Origin of the sequence: Naumannella halotolerans, from assembly GCF_004364645.1 — a bacterium.
Taxonomy (GTDB): Bacteria; Actinomycetota; Actinomycetes; order Propionibacteriales; family Propionibacteriaceae; genus Naumannella; species Naumannella halotolerans.
Map to the genome: position 1 here is coordinate 1,804,813 of NZ_SOAW01000001.1, position 18,810 is coordinate 1,823,622.

At 67.2% G+C, this 18,810-nt stretch carries 16 protein-coding genes and 1 tRNA gene; 10 read left to right on the plus strand and 7 right to left on the minus strand.

The genetic code is table 11. The annotated features are described in order from the left end of the window. The first annotated feature begins 36 nt into the window (after positions 1–36). From CLV29_RS08365 to CLV29_RS08375, 3 genes are all read left to right on the plus strand, one after another. Complete coding sequence (locus CLV29_RS08365; protein ID WP_133754461.1) at positions 37–651, plus strand: hypothetical protein; 615 nt, start codon at positions 37–39, stop codon at positions 649–651. Further along, on the plus strand, positions 648–959 hold the full coding sequence (locus CLV29_RS08370; protein WP_133754462.1) for a hypothetical protein: 312 nt from the start codon (positions 648–650) through the stop codon (positions 957–959). The genes CLV29_RS08365 and CLV29_RS08370 overlap by 4 nt, the downstream gene beginning before the upstream one ends. Before the next feature lie 67 nt (positions 960–1,026). Then, a complete protein-coding gene (locus CLV29_RS08375) occupies positions 1,027–1,470 on the plus strand; it encodes a globin (protein ID WP_133754463.1) in 444 nt (147 codons plus the stop codon). A 22-nt stretch (positions 1,471–1,492) separates the two neighbouring features. On the opposite strand, the gene aztD is transcribed toward CLV29_RS08375, so the two are convergent. Next, positions 1,493–2,728: a zinc metallochaperone AztD gene (gene aztD / locus CLV29_RS08380; protein ID WP_133754464.1), complete on the minus strand. Its 1,236-nt coding sequence runs from the start codon at positions 2,726–2,728 to the stop codon at positions 1,493–1,495. 144 nt (positions 2,729–2,872) lie between these two features. Here aztD and CLV29_RS08385 point away from each other — a divergent pair, with 144 nt between their 5' ends. Continuing rightward, complete coding sequence (locus CLV29_RS08385) at positions 2,873–4,588, plus strand: glycoside hydrolase family 13 protein (RefSeq protein ID WP_133754465.1); 1,716 nt, start codon at positions 2,873–2,875, stop codon at positions 4,586–4,588. A 93-nt stretch (positions 4,589–4,681) separates the two neighbouring features. Here the strand turns inward: CLV29_RS08385 and CLV29_RS08390 are convergent, their stop codons facing one another. The 3 genes from CLV29_RS08390 to CLV29_RS08400 all read right to left on the minus strand — a co-directional run bounded on the left by CLV29_RS08390 (position 4,682) and on the right by CLV29_RS08400 (position 8,156). Beyond that, positions 4,682–5,503: an acyl-CoA thioesterase gene (locus CLV29_RS08390; protein WP_133754466.1), complete on the minus strand. Its 822-nt coding sequence runs from the start codon at positions 5,501–5,503 to the stop codon at positions 4,682–4,684. A 44-nt stretch (positions 5,504–5,547) separates the two neighbouring features. Beyond that, positions 5,548–7,392, minus strand: a complete 1,845-nt coding sequence (locus tag CLV29_RS08395; protein WP_133754467.1) for an AMP-dependent synthetase/ligase — start codon at positions 7,390–7,392, stop codon at positions 5,548–5,550. Between the two features lie 215 nt (positions 7,393–7,607). Next, a complete protein-coding gene (locus CLV29_RS08400; protein WP_133754468.1) occupies positions 7,608–8,156 on the minus strand; it encodes a YceI family protein in 549 nt (182 codons plus the stop codon). A gap of 228 nt (positions 8,157–8,384) precedes the next feature. On the opposite strand from CLV29_RS08400, the gene CLV29_RS08405 reads away from it, so the two are divergent. Both CLV29_RS08405 and CLV29_RS08410 read left to right on the plus strand, forming a co-directional pair. Beyond that, positions 8,385–8,888 (plus strand): MarR family winged helix-turn-helix transcriptional regulator, encoded by a 504-nt coding sequence (locus CLV29_RS08405; protein WP_133754469.1) that lies wholly within the window; start codon positions 8,385–8,387, stop codon positions 8,886–8,888. After that, positions 8,885–11,725, plus strand: coding sequence for an FAD-binding and (Fe-S)-binding domain-containing protein (locus tag CLV29_RS08410; protein ID WP_133754470.1), 2,841 nt, complete (start codon positions 8,885–8,887; stop codon positions 11,723–11,725). Before CLV29_RS08405 ends, CLV29_RS08410 begins: the two co-directional genes overlap by 4 nt. A gap of 267 nt (positions 11,726–11,992) precedes the next feature. Here CLV29_RS08410 and ettA read toward each other — a convergent pair whose 3' ends face one another. After that, on the minus strand, positions 11,993–13,675 hold the full coding sequence (ettA, locus tag CLV29_RS08415) for an energy-dependent translational throttle protein EttA (RefSeq protein WP_133754471.1): 1,683 nt from the start codon (positions 13,673–13,675) through the stop codon (positions 11,993–11,995). A gap of 262 nt (positions 13,676–13,937) precedes the next feature. On the opposite strand from ettA, the gene CLV29_RS08420 reads away from it, so the two are divergent. Together CLV29_RS08420 and CLV29_RS08425 are read left to right on the plus strand one after the other, a co-directional pair. Further along, a complete protein-coding gene (locus CLV29_RS08420; RefSeq protein ID WP_166649180.1) occupies positions 13,938–14,600 on the plus strand; it encodes an ArsR/SmtB family transcription factor in 663 nt (220 codons plus the stop codon). Positions 14,601–14,605: 5 nt separating this feature from the next. After that, on the plus strand, positions 14,606–16,099 hold the full coding sequence (locus CLV29_RS08425; RefSeq protein WP_166649181.1) for a serine hydrolase domain-containing protein: 1,494 nt from the start codon (positions 14,606–14,608) through the stop codon (positions 16,097–16,099). A gap of 24 nt (positions 16,100–16,123) precedes the next feature. Here the strand turns inward: CLV29_RS08425 and CLV29_RS08430 are convergent, their stop codons facing one another. Continuing rightward, positions 16,124–16,582, minus strand: coding sequence for a single-stranded DNA-binding protein (locus tag CLV29_RS08430; protein ID WP_133754474.1), 459 nt, complete (start codon positions 16,580–16,582; stop codon positions 16,124–16,126). A gap of 226 nt (positions 16,583–16,808) precedes the next feature. Then, entirely contained in the window at positions 16,809–18,233 is a 1,425-nt protein-coding gene (locus tag CLV29_RS08435) for a PrsW family intramembrane metalloprotease (protein WP_133754475.1), read from the minus strand. A 122-nt stretch (positions 18,234–18,355) separates the two neighbouring features. Here CLV29_RS08435 and CLV29_RS08440 point away from each other — a divergent pair. Both CLV29_RS08440 and CLV29_RS08445 read left to right on the plus strand, forming a co-directional pair. Continuing rightward, positions 18,356–18,429: transfer RNA gene (locus CLV29_RS08440), tRNA-Arg, on the plus strand. A 51-nt stretch (positions 18,430–18,480) separates the two neighbouring features. Continuing rightward, a complete protein-coding gene (locus CLV29_RS08445; RefSeq protein WP_133754476.1) occupies positions 18,481–18,807 on the plus strand; it encodes a GroES family chaperonin in 327 nt (108 codons plus the stop codon). Positions 18,808–18,810 lie beyond the last annotated feature (3 nt).

Consider the following 18,810-nt stretch of genomic DNA (forward strand, 5'->3'; position numbering starts at 1 on the left):
CCCGGCCACTTTGATCCGCCGACTACCCTGTCGGTCGTGTCAAACCTGTCGATCCTGCGAGGCTGCGTGGTGGCCTGTGCGATCGGCATCATGGGGTTGAGCGGTGGTTGCGGGACGACCGAGGCCGGACCGGTGGATCTCCCCTCCCCCAGTAGCGCTGTGCCGGACAGTCCGGCGACCACCGAGGCGCCGCAATCGACCCAGGACCCGGCACCCGAGCCTTCCCCGAGCAGCGATGCCGGCGACCAGCCGGAGTCCGATGCGGACGGTCCGGCCGATGCGGACGATCCGGCCGATGCGGGCACCGGGGATTCGGGCACCGGGGATTCGGGCAACGACGATCAGGGCGACGACGGTTCCGCCGATTCCGACACCGGATCGGCCGAATCCGGTCCTGAGGCGGAAGAGCGCGACGGGGCCAAACCCGACCGCGACGAGGTCCGGGCGGGGCTGCAGGAACTGGCCAACCTGGCCGCCGGTGACTCCGAGGGGCGACTGGAGCCCTACTACGACTGCGTCGTCGATGAGCTCTACGACGAGCTGGATGCCGACAGACTCCGCGAGATCGCCGACAGTGAGCTGCCCGGCGATGCAATCGGTCCCCTGCGCAGCGCCGTCCTGGCCTGCGTCGACGAACACGGATCCGCATGAACCTCCCCTACCGCCGACCGATCGGCCTGCTGGGCGGCACCGCTGTTGCGGTGCTGCTGCTGGGTGGTTGCTCCCCCGCGATTCCCGCCGACACCGAACTGCACAGCGGCGTGACCACGATCATGACCGATCTCGGCCTCACCGAGGTCGGTGCCGCCAGGGTCGCCGACTGCATGACACCGCAGTTGCTGTCCTGGGCCGATCCGGACAGTCTGCAACGCCTCGCCGAGGGGCGGCACGCGGTCGTACCGGCCGACGAACGCACGGTCAGTGCCCTCGAGGCCCAGTGCCTGCTCGCTGCGCAATGAACCCGGCCTGTGGGGCGCCGACAGCGGATCGGCCGGACGGTACGACAACGCGTAGGCTGGTCATGTCATGACGAACTCCCCTTCCACCGATCACCCGGTGACGCAGAGCTTCTTCGAACGCATCGGCGGGCACCCGACCTTCGACAAGCTGACCTCCGAGTTCTACAAGGGGGTGGCCGGTGATCCGCCGTTGCGGGAGATGTATCCCGAGGAGGACCTCGGTCCGGCCGAGGATCGGCTACGGATGTTCCTGGAGCAGTACTGGGGTGGTCCGACCACCTATTCGCAGTTGAAGGGACATCCGCGGCTACGGATGCGCCACGCCCCGTTCACCATCACCCCCGACATGCGCGACCGTTGGCTGCTGCACATGCGCAATGCCGTGCTGTCGCTGGGACTGGCCGACGACGATGCGCAGGAACTCTGGGACTACCTGTGGCGAGCAGCCCACGCGATGGTCAATGCCGCCGATGACCTCGGCCCGGGCGAGGGACGCACCAGCCTGATCTGACCGACGCACCCCCCGCCCCGGGTCAGTGCGCATGCACCTCACCCACGCCGCTGATCTCGTTCGGCACCTGCGGCAGCTCGACCGAATCGACGACCTTGTTCTGCGGCAGGTAGACCACGTGGATGGTCGAGGTGCTCGGTTCGGTGACATAGGCGATGTCCTCGTCCACCATCAGCGTCGGTCGCGGCTGCTGCCAGTCGGTGGGTTCGCTCCAAGGTGCGGTCACCGCGATCCGCTCGGTGACCTCGCCCGAATCGGGGTCGATCACGTGCAGGGAACCGTCGGTGCCCAACACCAGTGCCTCTCCGTCAGGACCACGCCCCAGGGAACGGAACGAGTAGCTGGTACCCAGTTCCACCAGTTGCAGTTCCTCGGACTCGGTGTCGACCAGGCTGATCCGGGTGGGTTCCTCGAGCTCGGCATCGGGATCGGTCTTGTAGTCGCCGAGGATCACCTCGGACTCCTCCGACCCGGCCTGGTTGCCGATCCGGCCGTAACTGTCGGGGCTGTCGATCTTGCTGAACTCACCGTCCTTCCACAGCAGTACTCCGTCGGTGCAGCCGGCCAGCACCGTGCCGTTGCCGGACGTCGCCTCACCGTGCAGATCCGGGCACTGGTCATTGGCGGCCAGTTGATTGCCCTGCGCATCGACGATCGCCGCTCCGCTGCGCCCTTCTGAGTCCCCCACGCTGACGAACAGTCCGCCGTCGGCCAGTGGTACGGCAACCCCATGATGTGGCTGCGGAGCCGTCCAGACCGGTGCTGCCGGCGGTTCCATCACATCGTGCGGGTCCAGGACCTGGACGGTTCCGGCGCCGTCGCTGAACAGGGCGACCTTGTCGGCATGGCGGACCACATGACCGGGCTCGGGTGCGGTGAACACCTGATCGGTGAGCTGTGCATCCCCGGCGTAGTAGTGGTTGTGATCACCGTGGCCCTTGACCTCCACCCCGGTGTCGAGGACCTGGAACCCTTCGGCGGTGGAGACGAACAGGTGCTGGGCGTCACCGACCGGGTTCAGGCGGAGGAATCCGGGCAGGGCGATGTCGGCCACCGGTTGCAGGCTGTCGGGGTCGAGCACGAGCAGACCACCGTCGTAGGTGACGGTGATCCGGGTGCCGGTCACCTCGACCGGGGCACTGGGTCGTTGTTCGGCCTCGCCCGGTTCGGCGGGGGTTCCGGCGCATCCACTGACCAGGGCAGCACCGAGCAGCACGCCGGCCGCTGCGGTGATCCTGGGGTGTCGGGAAGGACTCATGGGGCCCCCTATCGATAATGGTTTTCATTTCGAGACAGACCGTAGTCGAAACCGGACCGCAGTGCCACCCGGTGCGGGCGCGAATTGTCCGCCTACCCCTCGGCAGGGCACAGTGAAGCCGTGGCGATTCCAGATTCCGCACCCGTGACCCGTTCGCTCGGCGATGCCGACTGGTGGCGCAGCGCCGTCGTCTACCAGATCTATCCGCGCTCCTTCGCCGATGCCGATGGCGACGGCACCGGTGACCTGCGCGGCATCATCCAGCACCTGCCGTACCTGGCGGAGTTGGGTGTCGATGCCTTGTGGATCAGCCCGTGGTATCCCTCCCCGCTGCTCGACGGCGGGTACGACGTGGCCGACTACCGGGACATCAATCCCGACTTCGGCACCCTCGACGATGCCCGCGAGTTGATCGACTCCGCCCACCGGCTCGGCATCCGGATGCTGATCGACCTGGTGCCCAACCACTCCTCCTGGGACCACCCGTGGTTCGCCCGGGCGATCGCCGATCCAGCCGCCCCGGAGCGCGGCCTCTACATCTTCCGCGACGGTCGCGGTCCCGACGGTGACGAGCCGCCGTCGAACTGGCCGGCGGTCTTCGGCGGCTCGGCCTGGCGGCGGACGACGAATCCGGATGGCTCCCCGGGGCAGTGGTATCTGCACATGTTCGACGTCTCCCAGCCGGACTGGGACTGGAGCAACCCGGCGGTGGCCGAGGAATTCGACTCGATCCTGCGGTTCTGGTTCGACCTGGGTGTGGACGGCTTCCGGATCGACGTGGCCGACTCGATGGCCAAGGACCTGGCCCTGCCCGACGTACCGATCGATCCCCGGACCGGCGAACCGACCGTCGACAAGTTCGTCGGCTCCCCGATCTGGGATCACACCGGAGTGGACGGGATCCACCGACGCTGGCGCGCGGTGGCCGACAGCTATGCCGATGACCCGCTCGGTGCCCGGGTGTTCGTCTCCGAGGCCTACCTGACCCCGTCCGAACGCCTGGTCCGCTACGTGGAACCGGGGCGGTTGCACACCACCTTCAACTTCGACGCCCTGTTGGCCGAGTGGACCGCGCAGACCCAGCGCAATGTCATCGACGCCACCATCGCCGCCCACGCCGCGGTCGGTGCTCCGTGCACCTGGGTGCTGTCCAACCACGACAACCAGCGGGTCGCGACCCGGTACGGCAAGGCGACCACCGGTTCGTCCTTCGGCCCGGGTGGTGTGATCACCAGCGACAACGGCCAGCCGAACATGATCACGAACGACGAACCGACCGACATCGCATTGGGTCGTCGGCGCGCCCGCGCCGCCGCACTGCTGGAGCTCGCCCTGCCCGGCGGGGCCTACATCTACCAGGGCGATGAATTGGGCCTGCCCGAGGTGGAGGACCTGCCGATCGAGGTGTTGCAAGACCCGATCTGGGAACGTTCGGGCCATACCCAGAAGGGCCGCGACGGTTGCCGGGTCCCCCTTCCCTGGTCGGGTACCAGCGCCCCCTACGGTTTCAACTCCGGATCCGAACAGCCCTGGCTGCCCCAACCCGACGACTGGGCCGAGTACACCGTCGCTGCCCAGGAGCGGGCACCACGTAGCCACCTGCAGTTGTACCGCGCGGCACTGGCCGAACGGCACCGCAATCCCGCCCTCGGTGACGGGGATCTGACCTGGGACGAACTGGACAACCGCGATCTGCTGTCGTTCAGCCGGACGCCGGGATTCCGTTGTGTGATCAACTTCGGCACCGAATCGGTGTCCCTGGAGTCCCTCTCCCCCGGCGCCACCGTGCTGCTGCATTCCGGCGACCCGGACAGCGGCGTCCTCGGAGCCGACGAGGCGGTCTGGCTGTCGGTCGGCTGAACCGGGAATCCCCTGCGACGATCATCCGCCGCTGATCCAGCCCCCGTTGATCGACGGGGGTTTGATCAACTGGGTTTGATCAACTGGGTTTGATCAACTGGGGTTGATCGGGACCGGTCTGCCTTCGGGATCGACCGCCACCAGGACGGTGTTGGCGGTGGCGAACACCCGGCCCGTGTCCGGATCGTCGATCTCGGCGGCGAGCTGCACCGAGCTCCGGCCGACCTCGGCCACCGTGGTCCTCACGCGGTACGGCTGCAGCCGATGGGTGATCTGGTCGACGTACTTCACGTCCTGGCGCGCCACCACCCAATGGGCGTCGATGAGCAGGAGATGATCATCGAGGAACCTGACCCTCGCCTCCTGCAGGTAGTCGAAGAAACGGACGTTGTTCACATGTCCGTAGGAGTCCAGGTCCGACCACCGTACCGACAACGGCCACTCGGCCACCTCCGATGCCTTCTCGACCGAGACCTTCGGCAGCGTTCGCAGGTCGGCCCGTACCTCTTCGCGCACGGAGGCGAAGAAGTCGCGCTCGGTCCCGGTCAGCCGACGGACCCGACCGGCGGTGAAGTCGTAGGGACAGGCCACGGTACGGGCGACCAGCGCCTCCCGACCACCGCTGCGGAGCACGTACCCGAGGGAGAACCGCGCTGCCCCGAGCTGCTCCACCCACAACTCGGCCTCCACCGGAGCCGAGGTGTCGGTGATCGAGTACCGGTGTTCCACCTGGTGCTCGGCGACGATCACACCGCCCCCGAGCAGTTCGCTCACCGGGCCGGTGCCGTCGGGACCGCGAAGCAGCAACGCCACCCGGGCCTCCTGCAGACAGTCCACGTAGGCACCGTTGTTGACATGACCGTAGGCGTCGAGGTCACCCCAACGCAGGGGGACCTCCACCGCGAAGCGGGGCAACGACGTGTTCTCCTTCTCGTTCGGGCCGAGTGGGCCGAACGTCCTCAGTCCTCGGGATACAGATCGTCGAGCTGGTCCTGGTAGCGCCGGACGACGGCCTTTCGGCGGATCTTCATGCTCGGCGTCACCTCGCCGGCCTCGACCGAGAGTTCAGAGCCGAGGATCACGAAATCCTTCACCGTCTCCCAACGTTCCAAACGGGTGTTCGCCTGATCGACATAACCCTTGATCAGTTCGCGAACCTTGGGCTCGTCCACCAACTCCTCGACCGACTTGCCCGACAGACCGTTCTCCTCGGCCCAGGCGGTGATCGCCTCCGGGTCCAGTGCGATCAGGGCGGTGATGAACTTGCGGCCGTCACCGTAGATGACCACCTGAGAGGCGTACGGACAGTTGGCGACCACCGTGCCCTCGACCTTCTGCGGGGCGACGTACTTGCCGCCGGAGGTCTTCATCAGGTCCTTCTTGCGATCGGTGATCCGCAGATAGCCGTGATCATCGAGTTCGCCGATGTCGCCGGTGTGGAACCAACCGTCGACGAAGGACTCCGCGGTCTCCTCCGGCTTGTTGTGATACCCGCGCGCAACGCCCGGACCGCTGAGCAGCACCTCACCGTCGTCGGCGATCTTCACCGCCATACCCGGCATCGGCGGACCGACGGTGCCGAACCGGGTGGCCCGCGGGTCGTTGACGAAGCTCACCGCAGAGGTCTCGGTCAACCCGTACCCCTCGATGATCAACAGTCCGGCCGCGTAGAACCAGTCCTGCACCTGCTTGGAAAGCTTCGCCGAGCCCGAGACCATGAAACGCATGTTGCCGCCGAGACGGTCGCGAAGTTTGGAGAACACCAGCTTGTCGGCGAGCTTCTCCTGCCGGGCCAGCCCCTTGGGGATCGGCTTGCCCGCAAGGCGGTACGGGGCGGTGCGCTGGCCGACGGAGAAGGCCCAGCGGGCGATCTTGCCCTTCAGCCCGCCCTGGGTGCCCATCATCACCTTCGCCCGGACCTTCTCGAAGATCCGGGGTGCGCCGGCCATCCAGGTCGGCTTCACCTCGGCCAGGCCGTCGACGATGGATTCGATCCGGCCGTCCACCGCGGTCCGGAAGCCGATCTGCAACTGGATCGACAGCAATGCCTTGCCGAAGACATGGGACAGCGGCAGCCACAGGAACTGCACGTCGTCGGGGTCGAGGATCCCGAAGAGCTCCACCGCGCGACCGATGTAGGACCACGAGTCGTGCGGGATCTCCACACCCTTCGGCCGGCCGGTGGTGCCGGAGGTGTAGATCAGGGTGGCCAGATGCTCCCCGGTGAGACCGGCGACGATGTCGGTGATCAGGTCGGGCTGGTCGGCCAGCTTCTCCCGGCCGAGCCCGCGCAGCTGTTCCCAGCTGTGGACCTTCTCATCGGCAGCCGAACCGTTGATGATCACCAGCGCAGTCAGCCGGTCGTAGAGCTCGGGATGTTCGCGTACCTTCTCCAGCTGCTCGGCGTCCTCGACGATCGCGATGCTGACGCCGGCATCGTCCATGATGTAGGCAACGTCGTCGTGCTGGGTGGTCGGGTAGACCGTGGTGACCGCTCCACCGGCACACATGATGGCCAGGTCGGCCAGGATCCACTCCATCCGGGTGGTGGCGGCGATGGAGACCCGCTGCTCGGGCTGCAGTCCGAGGGAGATCAGACCGGCGGCGAGTTCGAAGACCTGGGTCTGGGTCTCGCGCCAGGTCAGGGTCATCCATTGCTGATCGGCTCCGCGATACCGGAATGCCTCACGATCGGCGGATTTGACCCCCTGGTCGACGAACATCTGGGCCATCGACGCCGCTCGGTCGGTCAACTCGTCAGCCAGTCCCGGATTGTTCCCGGTGTGCACGGGCGCTTCGGTCATCAGGTCCTCCTTGTCCCCTCGCGGAAGCCTACCGCGGAGTAGCCCCGTTCTGAATCCGCCCCTGGATCGCCCACCTGGGATCGACGACGAATGGTGCTCGATCCCGGGCTCGAATTCGCGTCCCCGGCAGAACGCCGAAGGCGGCCACCCGCTGCGCGGGTGACCGCCTTCGGACGGTTCGTCGGACAGGCCATCGGGCCTGCCGGACGACGCGATCAGGACTTGGTGGCCTCGACGCTCAACTCGATGTCGACCTTGTCGCCGATCAGCGCACGACCGCCGTCGAGCGGGATGTTGAAGTTGACTCCGAACTCCTTGCGGACGATCTGGGTACGAGCCTCGGCACCCAGGCGGGTGACACCGTAGGCATCGACGTCGACACCGAAGAACTCCGCCTCCAGGTCGACCGACTTGGTCACACCGGTGATGGTGAGGTCGCCGGTGATGGTGTAGGCGTCACCACCCTTGGCGGTGATCCCGGTCGAACGGAAGGTGATGGTCGGGAACTGCTCGGCGTTGAACACGTCGGCGGTCTTCAGGTGACCATCGCGCTGTTCGTTGTTGGTGCTGACCGAGGAGACGTCGATGGTGACCTCGACCGTTGCCTGGGTCAGGTCGTCCGACGGGGTCTGGATGGTGCCGGAGAAGGAGGTGAAGATGCCGCGCACCTTGCTCATCAGGTGACGGACGACGAAGGCGACCTCGGAGTGGGCCGGGTCGATCTCCCACGTGCCGACGATCTGCTCGGAAGTGGTCTGGGACATGTGCATCTCTCCTGGGTCGTGAGTCGTGGCGACTCACGGGACGATTTAGATTTCAACTACAAGGCCTACGTTACCCCGGCTCCCTCTGCCCGGTCAAGGAGGACCACTCGAGAATTGCACACTTCGGATCGTGAGCCGTCCGATCCCAGTGATGAAACCTTCAACTACTACTCTGGGGGCTGTTTCATCGTGCCCGACGCCCGGGCTCTCGACGCTAAGGTGGAGATCATGTCGATAGCACCACGACCGGCTTCGGCAGCCTCGCCCGCTGCTCGCTGGTTGACCCCGGATCAGCAGCGTGTCTGGCGTACCTATCTGCTCGGGGTCGCCCGGCTCGACGAGTACCTCGATGCTGACCTGCGCAAGCACGGTCTGGATCTCGGTGAGTACGAGATCCTGGTCTGCCTGGAGGAGGTCGAGGGACGACAGCTGCGGATGTCGGAACTGGCCGACCGCGTCCACCAGTCCCGGTCCCGGCTGACCCACACCATCGCCCGGATGGAACGGGCCGGCCTGGTCGAACGGCTCACCTGCCCGACCGACCGCCGCGGTGTCTGGGCGCACCTGACCGAGGCCGGGTACGAACTGTTGTCGGCCGCGGCTCCCGGACATGTGGCGGCTGTCCGACATGCCTTCCTGGAGGCGGTCGGCGAGGAGGACTTCGCTGCCATCGGCCGGGCGTTCACAGCCGTACTGGAGGCGACCGAAGAGAACCGCCAGGATCCAGCTTGACCGCCACCCCCACCGCGACGACCTCGAACTGGACCGAGTTCCGACGCGGTCTGGAACTCGCCGGGTTGTCCGATCTGGTGGACGACTCGACGCTGACCCGCGCTCTCTACTCCTCCGACGCCTCGCTGTACCGGATTCCGCCCCGGGCGGTGGCCAAACCCCGCGACCGAGGACAACTCGAACAACTCGTCCGGATCGCCCTGGACAACGAACTGCCGATCACACCTCGGGGGACCGGCACCTCCTGTGCCGGGAACGCGGTCGGTCCCGGTCTGGTGATCGACTTCCGCGCCGGCCTGAACCGGATCATCGAGCTCGACCCCGAGCAGCGGACCGCGGTGGTCGAACCCGGTGTGGTGCAGGCCGACCTGCAGCGCGCTGCGCTGCCCTACGGACTGCGATTCGGCCCTGACCCGTCGACCCACACCCGCTGCACCATCGGCGGCATGATCGGCAACAACGCCTGTGGCCCCCGGGCCCTGGGTTACGGGAAGACCGCGAGCAATGTGCTCGGGCTGAAACTGCTCACCGGCACCGGTGACCTGCTGCGCGTGGGAGCCGGCGCCGAGGGTGGTCCCCGTGGGACCCAGCTCGACCGTCTGCAGGCACTGGTGCAGGCCAATCTGGCGACGATCCGGACCAACTTCGGCCTGTTCGATCGACAGGTCTCCGGCTACAGCCTGGAGCACCTTCTCCCGGAGAACGGCTTTGCCGCCCATCGTTTCCTGGCCGGCACCGAGGGCACCATCGGGGTGCTCACCGAGGCGACGGTCAACCTGGTGGCCGATGCCCCGCATTCGATCATGGTCGCGCTGGGCTACCCCTCCATGCCGGAGGCCGCCGACGACATCCCGACCGTGCTGCCGTACCGCCCGACCGCGGCCGAGGGCCTGGACAGTCGGATCGTCGATGTGATCATCGACCACCACGGCCCCGGTGCGGTCCCGCCGTTGCCGCAAGGGAAGGGCTGGTTGTTCATCGAACTCGTCGACGACGACCCGGTACGCCTGCGCGAGCGCGCCGAAGCGGTGCTCGCCGACAGTCACGCCCTCGACGGTGTCGTGGTCACCGATCCGGCCAAGGCACGTGCCCTGTGGAAGATCCGCGAGGACGGGGCAGGCCTGGCCCAGGTCTCCCTCGGTGCCCCCGCCTACCCGGGATGGGAGGACGCGGCCGTTCGCCCCGCGCAACTCGGCGCCTATCTCCGTGACTTTGATCTACTGCTGCGTGAGCACGGATTGCAGGGTCTGCCGTACGGGCACTTCGGCGACGGGTGTGTGCACTGCCGGATCGACTTCCCGCTGACCAGTCCCGGCGGTTCTGCCCGTTATCGCGCCTTCATGTTCGACGCCGCCGCCCTGGCCGCCCGCTACGGCGGCTCCATGTCGGGTGAGCACGGTGACGGGCGTGCCCGCTCGGAACTGCTTCCGATCATGTACAACGAGGCGTCGTTGTCGCTGATGGCACAGGTGAAGTCGATCTTCGACCCTGCGAACCTGCTGAACCCCGGTGTTCTGGTCGATCCCGACCCGACCGATGCCGACATCCGAGCGGTGGAGAGCATCGGTACGCCCCTCACCCTGATCGAGCCCGAGTTCGCCGCCGCGGTCCACCGGTGCAGCGGCGTCGGGAAATGCGTCGCCGACATGACCGGCAGCGGCGGTGTGATGTGCCCGTCCTATCAGGCGACCGGACAGGAGAAGGACTCGACCCGGGGACGTGCCCGAGTCCTGCAGGAGATGATCAACGGGTCGATGATCACCGACGGCTGGCGTTCACCTGAGGTGCACGAAGCGCTGGATCTGTGCCTGTCCTGCAAGGGATGTCGTCGCGATTGCCCCACCGGGACGGATATGGCCAGCTACAAGGCTCAGGTGTTGGACAAGGCCTACGCCGGTCGGCTCCGCCCGCGTTCGCACTACACGATGGGCTGGTTGCCGCTGTGGGCCCGGTTGATCACCACTGTCCCGGGCCTGGCCGCGTTGGTGAATGGTGTCGGCAAGGCACCGGTTCTCCGCAACCTGTTGAAATGGACCGCCGGAGTCGATCAACGCCGACCGCTGCCCCAGTTCGCTCCGAAGTCGGCCAAGGCCCGGCTGCGGCGGCACCGCCCACCCTCGGGGCGCACCGTGATCATCTGGGTGGACTCCTTCGACAACGCCTTCGCCGGCAGTCCGAATGTGGAGGCCGCTCTGGAGGTACTGAGTGCGGCCGGGTACGCACCGCAATTGCTGCAGCGCAATGCCTGTTGCGGCCTCACCTGGATCAGCACCGGCCAGCTCGACGGTGCACGACACCACCTCCGGCAGTCCTTGGACGTGCTGCACCCGCTGATCGCCGACGGAACCCCGGTGATCGGTCTGGAACCGTCATGTCTGGCGGTCTGGCGCTCCGACGCCGAGGAACTGTTGCCCGACGATCCGCGGGTGCCGGAGGTCGCCGCCGGGTTGAAGACCCTGGCCGAATTCCTGCGTACCGCCCCGGAGTTCTCGCCTCCCGATCTCAGCGGCCGCCGGATCATCGCGCAGCCGCACTGCCACCACGCGGCAGTGATCGGGTTCGGCCCGGATGCGGAGTTGCTGAAGCGCACCGGCGCCGAGGTGACCACTCTGGGCGGTTGTTGCGGCCTGGCCGGGAACTTCGGTGTCGAGGCCGGACACTACGAGGTCTCGGTGAAGGTCGCCGAACACGATCTGTTGCCGGCGCTCGACGCCGATCCGGACGCGATCGTGCTCGCCGACGGATTCTCCTGCCGGCTGCAGGCCGATCAGCTCGCCGGCCGGAAGGCGATCTCGTTGGCCGAGTTGCTGGCCGACGCGGCTTCCGGATCGATCTGACGCGATCTCGACGAGCCGGCCGAGCCGGCGAGCGCCCGCTGGATCGCACGCATCCGTGTCGCCCGCGGCGGCGGGATGGGCCCGGGCCGGTGGCGATCCGGTGTGGTGATCAACCGGATCGGCACCTGGGGCACCGGCGGAGACACCGACTGACCACCTCGCTCCGCCCCGTATCAGCGCGCGCCGCCGAGATCATCTCGGAGACAGAACGCGAGGGCCCGCCGGGATCACTGGATCCCGACGGGCCTGCTCGAGCGTTGCCCCGGCTCAGCCGCGGGTGAGCCTGCGGTGCGTGGTACGGGTCGGACGAGCCGCCTCGGCGCCGAGACGTTCGACCTTGTTGGTCTCGTAATCGGCGAAGTTGCCCTCGAACCAGAACCAGTTCGCCGGGTTCTCCTCGTTACCCTCCCAGGCCAGGATGTGGGTGGCCACACGGTCGAGGAACCAGCGGTCGTGGGAGATCACCACGGCACAGCCGGGGAACTCCAACAAGGCGTCCTCCAGTGACTGCAGGGTCTCCACGTCGAGGTCGTTGGTCGGCTCGTCCAGGAGCAGCAGGTTGCCACCCTGCTTCAGGGTCAACGCCAGGTTCAACCGGTTGCGTTCACCACCGGACAGCACTCCGGAGGGTTTCTGCTGGTCCGGACCCTTGAACCCGAAGGAGGCGACGTAGGCCCGCGACGGCATCTCGAAGTTGGCGACCTTGATGTAGTCCAAGCCGTCGGAGACGACCTCCCAGACGTTCTTCTTCTCGTCCAGACCGGAACGGCTCTGGTCGGTGTAGCTGATCTTGACGGTCTCGCCGAGTTCGAGCTTGCCGCCATCGGGAGTCTCCTCGCCGACGATCATCTTGAACAGGGTCGATTTGCCGACACCGTTCGGGCCGATCACACCGACGATCCCGTTGCGGGGCAGGGAGAACGAGAGGTTGTCGATCAGCACCCGTTCGCCGAAGCCCTTCTTCAGGTGGTCGGCCTCCAGCACGGTCGATCCCAGGCGCGGACCGGCGGGGATGTTGATCTCCTCGAAGTCCATCTTCTTGTTCCGCTCGGCCTCGGCTGCCATCTCCTCGTACCGGGCAAGGCGGGCGCGGTTCTTCGCCTGCCGTGCCTTCGGGTTGGACCGGGCCCAGTCGAGCTCACGGGCCAGGATCTTCGCCCGCTTGGCATCCTTCTTCCCTTCGACCTGCAAGCGCTCGCGCTTGGTGTCGAGGTAGGTGGAGTAGTTGCCCTCGTAGGGGTGCAGGCGGCCGCGGTCGACCTCACAGATCCACTCGGCGACGTTGTCCAGGAAGTACCGGTCGTGGGTGATCGCGAGGACTGCACCGGGGTAGGACTTGAGGTGACCCTCCAGCCAGTTCACCGACTCCGCGTCGAGGTGGTTGGTCGGCTCGTCCAAGAGCAGCAGATCGGGCTGCTGGAGCAGCAGTTTGCACAACGCAACCCGTCGACGCTCACCACCGGACAGGTTGTCGACGATGGCATCGGAGGGCGGGAGCTGCAGGGCGTCCATCGCCTGCTCGAGCTGGTTGTCGATGTCCCAGGCGTTGCGGGAGTCGAGCTCGGTCTGCACCTCGCCCATCTCGGCCATCAAGGCATCGAAGTCGGCATCGGGTTCGGCCATGGCCATCCCGAGTTCCTCCAACTTCGTCTGCAGCCCCTTGATGTCGGCAACGGCCTCCTCGACGTTCTCGCGGACGGTCTTGCCCTCGGTGAGCGGCGGTTCCTGCAACAGGATTCCGACGGTCGCGTCCTTGGCCAGGTGGGTGTCGCCGTTGTTCACCGGTTCCAGACCGGCCATCACCTTGAGCAGCGTCGACTTTCCGGCGCCGTTGGGTCCGACGACGCCGATCTTGGCGCCGGGGTAGAACGACATCGTGACGTTGTCGAGGATCACCTTGTCACCAACGGCCTTGCGGACACGGGACATGGAGTAGATGAATTCAGGCATGTCGCGGAGTTCAACCTCTGAATGATCGGGGGTGCCGGGGTACCGGCGGGACCGTCCCAGTATGCCAGCAGACCGAGGACCCGGCCCCAGTCCGGGTGTTCCCTGCCGGACGATGTCGGCATTTGCGGTCGTCACACGGACATTGCTGCCGAATACGGCAGCTGTTGCCGTCTGACGACCCCCTTTCTGCCCGGACCCCATGATGTGCCCGCCCGATCGAGCTGGGATTGACCTAACTACAGAAGTACGTAATTCTGTAGTTGTGGATCTAGAGAGGCGGCTCACTGCCTTGGAGTCGGTCGTCGCCGACCTCCGGCGGCGGCTGCACGAGCATGTTCCGGCCGATGGCGCGGGCAGCACCGAGGCGAACGCCCGTCATCCGGCTGAGGACACGGGCGGCACCGAGGCCAACTCGAGGTCAGATCCAGCCGCGGGCGCGGCCGACGCCGAGCCGAACGACCCGAACATCAGTCCTGCCCCGACCGCGGGCAGTGGCGACCCGAACACCGATCGCCACTCGGCCGCGGTGCCGTGGCTGGTCGGGGAATCCGAGCGCGACGGGTCGCCCGGTGGCACCGTTGCCTACGGGGGTGAGGTCGACCTGCCGACCGGTGAGCATTACCAGTGGGAATGGCATCGCCCCACCACCGCGGTGCTTTCACTCGGCTGGGATCAGGTCGCGGACCGGCTCGATGCCCTCGGCAGCCCGGTCCGGCTGCGCATCCTGCAGGCGGTCCTGAACGGTACGCAGACCACCGCCGGGCTCAGCGAAGTTCTCGGCCTGGGCACCGGCGGGCAGTTGCATCATCACCTTCGATCACTGTCCGCGGCGGGATGGCTGACCTCGACCGCCCGCGGGCACTGGACCGTGCCCGGGCCCCGGGTGATCCCGCTGCTCACCACCATCCTTGCGACAGGAGAATGAACGCGATGACCGAACGGTTCACCGACCGACGGACCCTCCTGATCAGCCTGGGGATCAACCTGTGCGTCGGCCTGGCCATCGCCCTGCTGATCGCCCCGACCACCCATCTGGGTGACCGAACCGACGGGGACCCAGCACTGGCCGAAAGGGTCCGCAAGACCCTCGGATCGGGTGCCGGCTACGGTTCCGTCGCAGCCGCGGAGATCACCACCGATTCGGTCAGCCACGCCGGTCTGGGGCCGGAGGGCGAGGTCCCGAACGCCGATTCGAGCTTCGAGCTCGGATCGATCACCAAAACCTTCACCGCGAGCCTGCTGGCTCTGGCGATCGAGCGCGATGAGGTCACCCTGGACGATCCGGTCGCCGATCATCTGCCCGAGCTGGCCGCCAGCGAAGCCGGCACCGTCACCCTGCGGGAACTGGCCACGCACACCTCCGGCATCCCCAGCATCCCGCCGGCCATGGCGACCCGCTGGTCCTTCTTCGGCCCCGGGACGTTCACCGCGGTCGGCGGAAACCCGTATCGGGGTGTCGCGACCGCCACCTTGCTCCAGTGGGTGGCACAGACTCCGCTGGACGGCCGCGGAGAGGACCGCTACTCCAATGCCGGGGTCGCGGTACTGGGCCACGCGCTCGCGGCAGCGGCCGGCACCGACTACTCGACGCTGCTGCAGGATCGGCTGCTCGACCCGCTCGGGATGGAATCCACGGTGTTGCTCGGTGACGACTCTGCCGAACCGGAGCAGTTCAGCGGATCACACATGACCAACGGCATCCGTGCGGTCCCGTGGTCAGGTGAGGCATTCGCCCCGGCCGGCACCTCTACCCGTACCACCGCCGCAGACATGAGCCGCTATGCCCAGGCGCTGCTCGACGGCACCGCCCCGGGCGCCGCTGCCATGGAGCCGATCGCAGAGGTGGTCTCCGACGGCGTCCCCACCCCCGGCGCCATGCTGTGGCAGTTGGAGGACGTCGACGGCACATCGATCACCTGGCACAACGGAGGCACTGCCGGCAGTTCCTCGATGCTGGCGATCGACCGGGAGGCGGGGCGGGCGGTGCTGTTGTTGTCCAACCATTACAACGACGAGTCCGGCGCGACCACGGATGCCGGCATCTTGCTGGTGACCGATTCCGAAGCCTCCACAGATAGCCCGCCGCTGACCCTCACGAGTTTCGTGCCGGTGCTGATCGGGTTGTTCTTCGGGCTGTCACTGCCGATCGCCGCCTTTCGCCGCAAGTCACCGACCCGTCTGCAGGTGGCCGACGGCGTGGTCTGGGGGCTGGCCGGGGTCCTGGTGATCCTGATCGGCGGGCCCTGGGCGAACATCCCGCCAGCCCTGCTGGCGGTCCCGATCGCGCTGCTGCTCGGGGCCTCCTCCCCCGCTGTCCGTCGTCTGCTCACCGACGACACCACGAAGACCGGTTGGTGGTCGATACCGAGCCTGCTGATCGGAGCGGCCGTCCTCGCCTACTGTCTGGCCTGCGTCGCCCGCTGAGGCCTCCGGATCCCGGACCAGGTCTCAGGCGGCGATCTCACCGGTGACCGGGTCGACCGATTCACCGTCGGCCATGGTGACCGGAGCGGACTCGGCGTCATCGGATTCGGGACGCGGCTGTGGCGACTCCCGCTTCTTGAACACCGTGGTGCCGTAGGTCAGGTCGTGGCCGACCACATCGGCATGGATCACCAGCCGCTCCCGCGGTTCGCCGTCACGGTTCTCCCACTGCTCGGTCCGCAACCGTCCCTGGACCAGGACCGGCTCGCCCTTGCCCAGCGAGAAGCCGACGTTCCAGGCGAGTCGACCGAAGACCTTCACCGTCACCCAGGTGGTCGGCAGGTCCGTCCACTCCCCTGATGAACCATCGCGCTGACGCGGGGTGCAACCGAGCCTGAACGTCGCCACGCGCACCCCCTGCGGTGGTCCGTGGACCTCGATCGGCCCGCCCACTCGTCCGCTCAACATCACGCGCGCTTCCATCTCTGCCTCCGATGTTCCGACATCCCGGACCGCCCGGGCTCATCGAGACAATGGGTGCTCGGGCACCTGACGCGCGGACGCGCGGAGAATCTGTGGAGAACTTCGAGAACCACCCGAGCTGTGGAAAGTGGCCGGGACACCGATCCGCCGGCGGCCGGGGAAACAATCCGCCGGCGGCGGAGGGAGACGATCCACCGGCGGCGGACCGACCCGAGACCGACCCCGGTCAGCGACCGGAGGAGATGTACGGCGAGTGCGTCCCGGTCGGCTGCCGGCCGGCATCCGGTGGCGCGAACTGCGGGCCGAGGTGCGGCTCCGCCGGCCGACCACCGAGCATCGGAGCGTTCGACACCTGAGCGCGCCGCCGCCGACCCGGCAACCGTGGCCACGGTGTCTTGGTGAACGGCTCCACCACCGCCTGCGGCCGATTCTGCGCGATCACCGCCAACAACTCCCGTTCGCGCTCGTGCCCGGCGCCGTCGACCAACCCCCGGGTCATCGCATCGCGCAGGTACGCCAGCTCGATCATCGCCCGTTGCAACCGCCAGGTGGCAGCCACCCGCCTGGTCAGCACGGCGTGGAAGAAGCCGACGAACCGCTTCCGCAGGCTGGACATGACCACCGGGTCACCGGCCTGCAACTGACCGGTACGGGCGTAGTCGGTGAGCCTGGCCCGGACCAGCTTCGACTCCCGGAACAGCTGACGAATGGCGAAGATGGTCATCGTCACCACCAGCCCCCAGTAACCGAAGATGTAGATCAGCGTCTGCTGGGCACCGGCCTGGCTCAGGCTCGCGACCGAGTTGAAGATCATGTGCAGCAGCACGGCGACGACGAACCCGACCAGCGGCGCCATCACCCGTACCAGCTTGGACTTCGCCCGGATGCCGATGGCGATGCCGAGGCCGATCATCATGGTGAACAGCGGGTGGGCGAAGGCCAGCATCAGCCCCCGCATCTGTGCGAGCTCGGCCATCGCCTGTTCCGGCGGTGCGGCGCCGATGGTCTCCCGGGCGGCGAAGCCGACCCGGCCGTAATAGATCATGTTCTCGATGAAGGCGAAACCGACTCCGGACAGGGCACCGAGGACCAGTCCGTTCAGCCGATTCACCCACAGATTGCGGGCGAACACCGCCAGCAGGAACAGCACCGTTCCCTTCGTCGCCTCCTCCACGAACGGCGCCACGAAGATGGCTGCCCTCGGCGCGGTCTGCGGGTCACCGGCACCGGCGATGCTCAGGTAGGCAGTGGCACAGGTGTTGATCATCAGCGACGCATAGGTCGCGGCGCCCGCGCCCCAGGCGAGGCAGACGATGGAGGCGAACGGGCGGGGTCGCCACCGACCGGCGAGCAGGAAGAGCAGCACCAGCACCGCCGCGGTCGGCCAGGCGAATCGGAAGGCCATCTCCCAGAAGTCGCCGATACCGACCACCCGGTCGCTGCCGGCCTCGGTGTCCCGGCAGACCAGCGCATCCCGGGTCGGCACCACCTGTTGAACCAGCGCCCACAGCCCGATCAGCGAGACCACCAGCAGCCCGAGATAGATCCAGGTGAGCCGATCGGTCAGCACCCGCTTGGGGAACGGTACGTCGGAGCGATCCGGCGGCAGACCGGAGCGCTGACGTTCCTTCACGGCAGGATCGGACGACATGGCCGCCAGCGTACCCAAGCCACGGACCGACCCGGTTGTCCCGATCAGGCACGGCCCCCCACGCCGGCTCCTCGTGCAGCGACTCTGCCCGACGAGATCGACCCCCTACAATGTCGGGTCGGGCCCCCGTAGCTCAGCTGGATAGAGCAGGTGACTTCTAATCTCCAGGCCGCAGGTTCGAGTCCTGCCGGGGGCGCTCGGTGTCCCGACCGCCGACCTGCTCGGATCGGGCCTAGACTTCGTGGCGATGACTGCCACCGATCACACCAGCCTGGGCGTGCAGATGTTGAACGACCGGGTGCTGGTCAAGCCGAGCAATCCGGGCGAGCGGACCACCCGGGCCGGGATCCTGATCCCCGCCACCGCCGAAGTCGCCAAACGCCTGATCTGGGGTGAGGTGGCTGCGGTCGGCCAGCACGTACGCAGTGTCAAGGCCGGGGAGATGGCGTTGTTCAGCCCCGAGGATCGCTCCGAGGTGGAACTCGGCGGCGACATCTATGTGGTGTTGCGAGAACGCGACCTCGACGCAGTCGCCAGCGACCGCAATGCGGGCGGTACGGGGCTCTACCTCTGAATC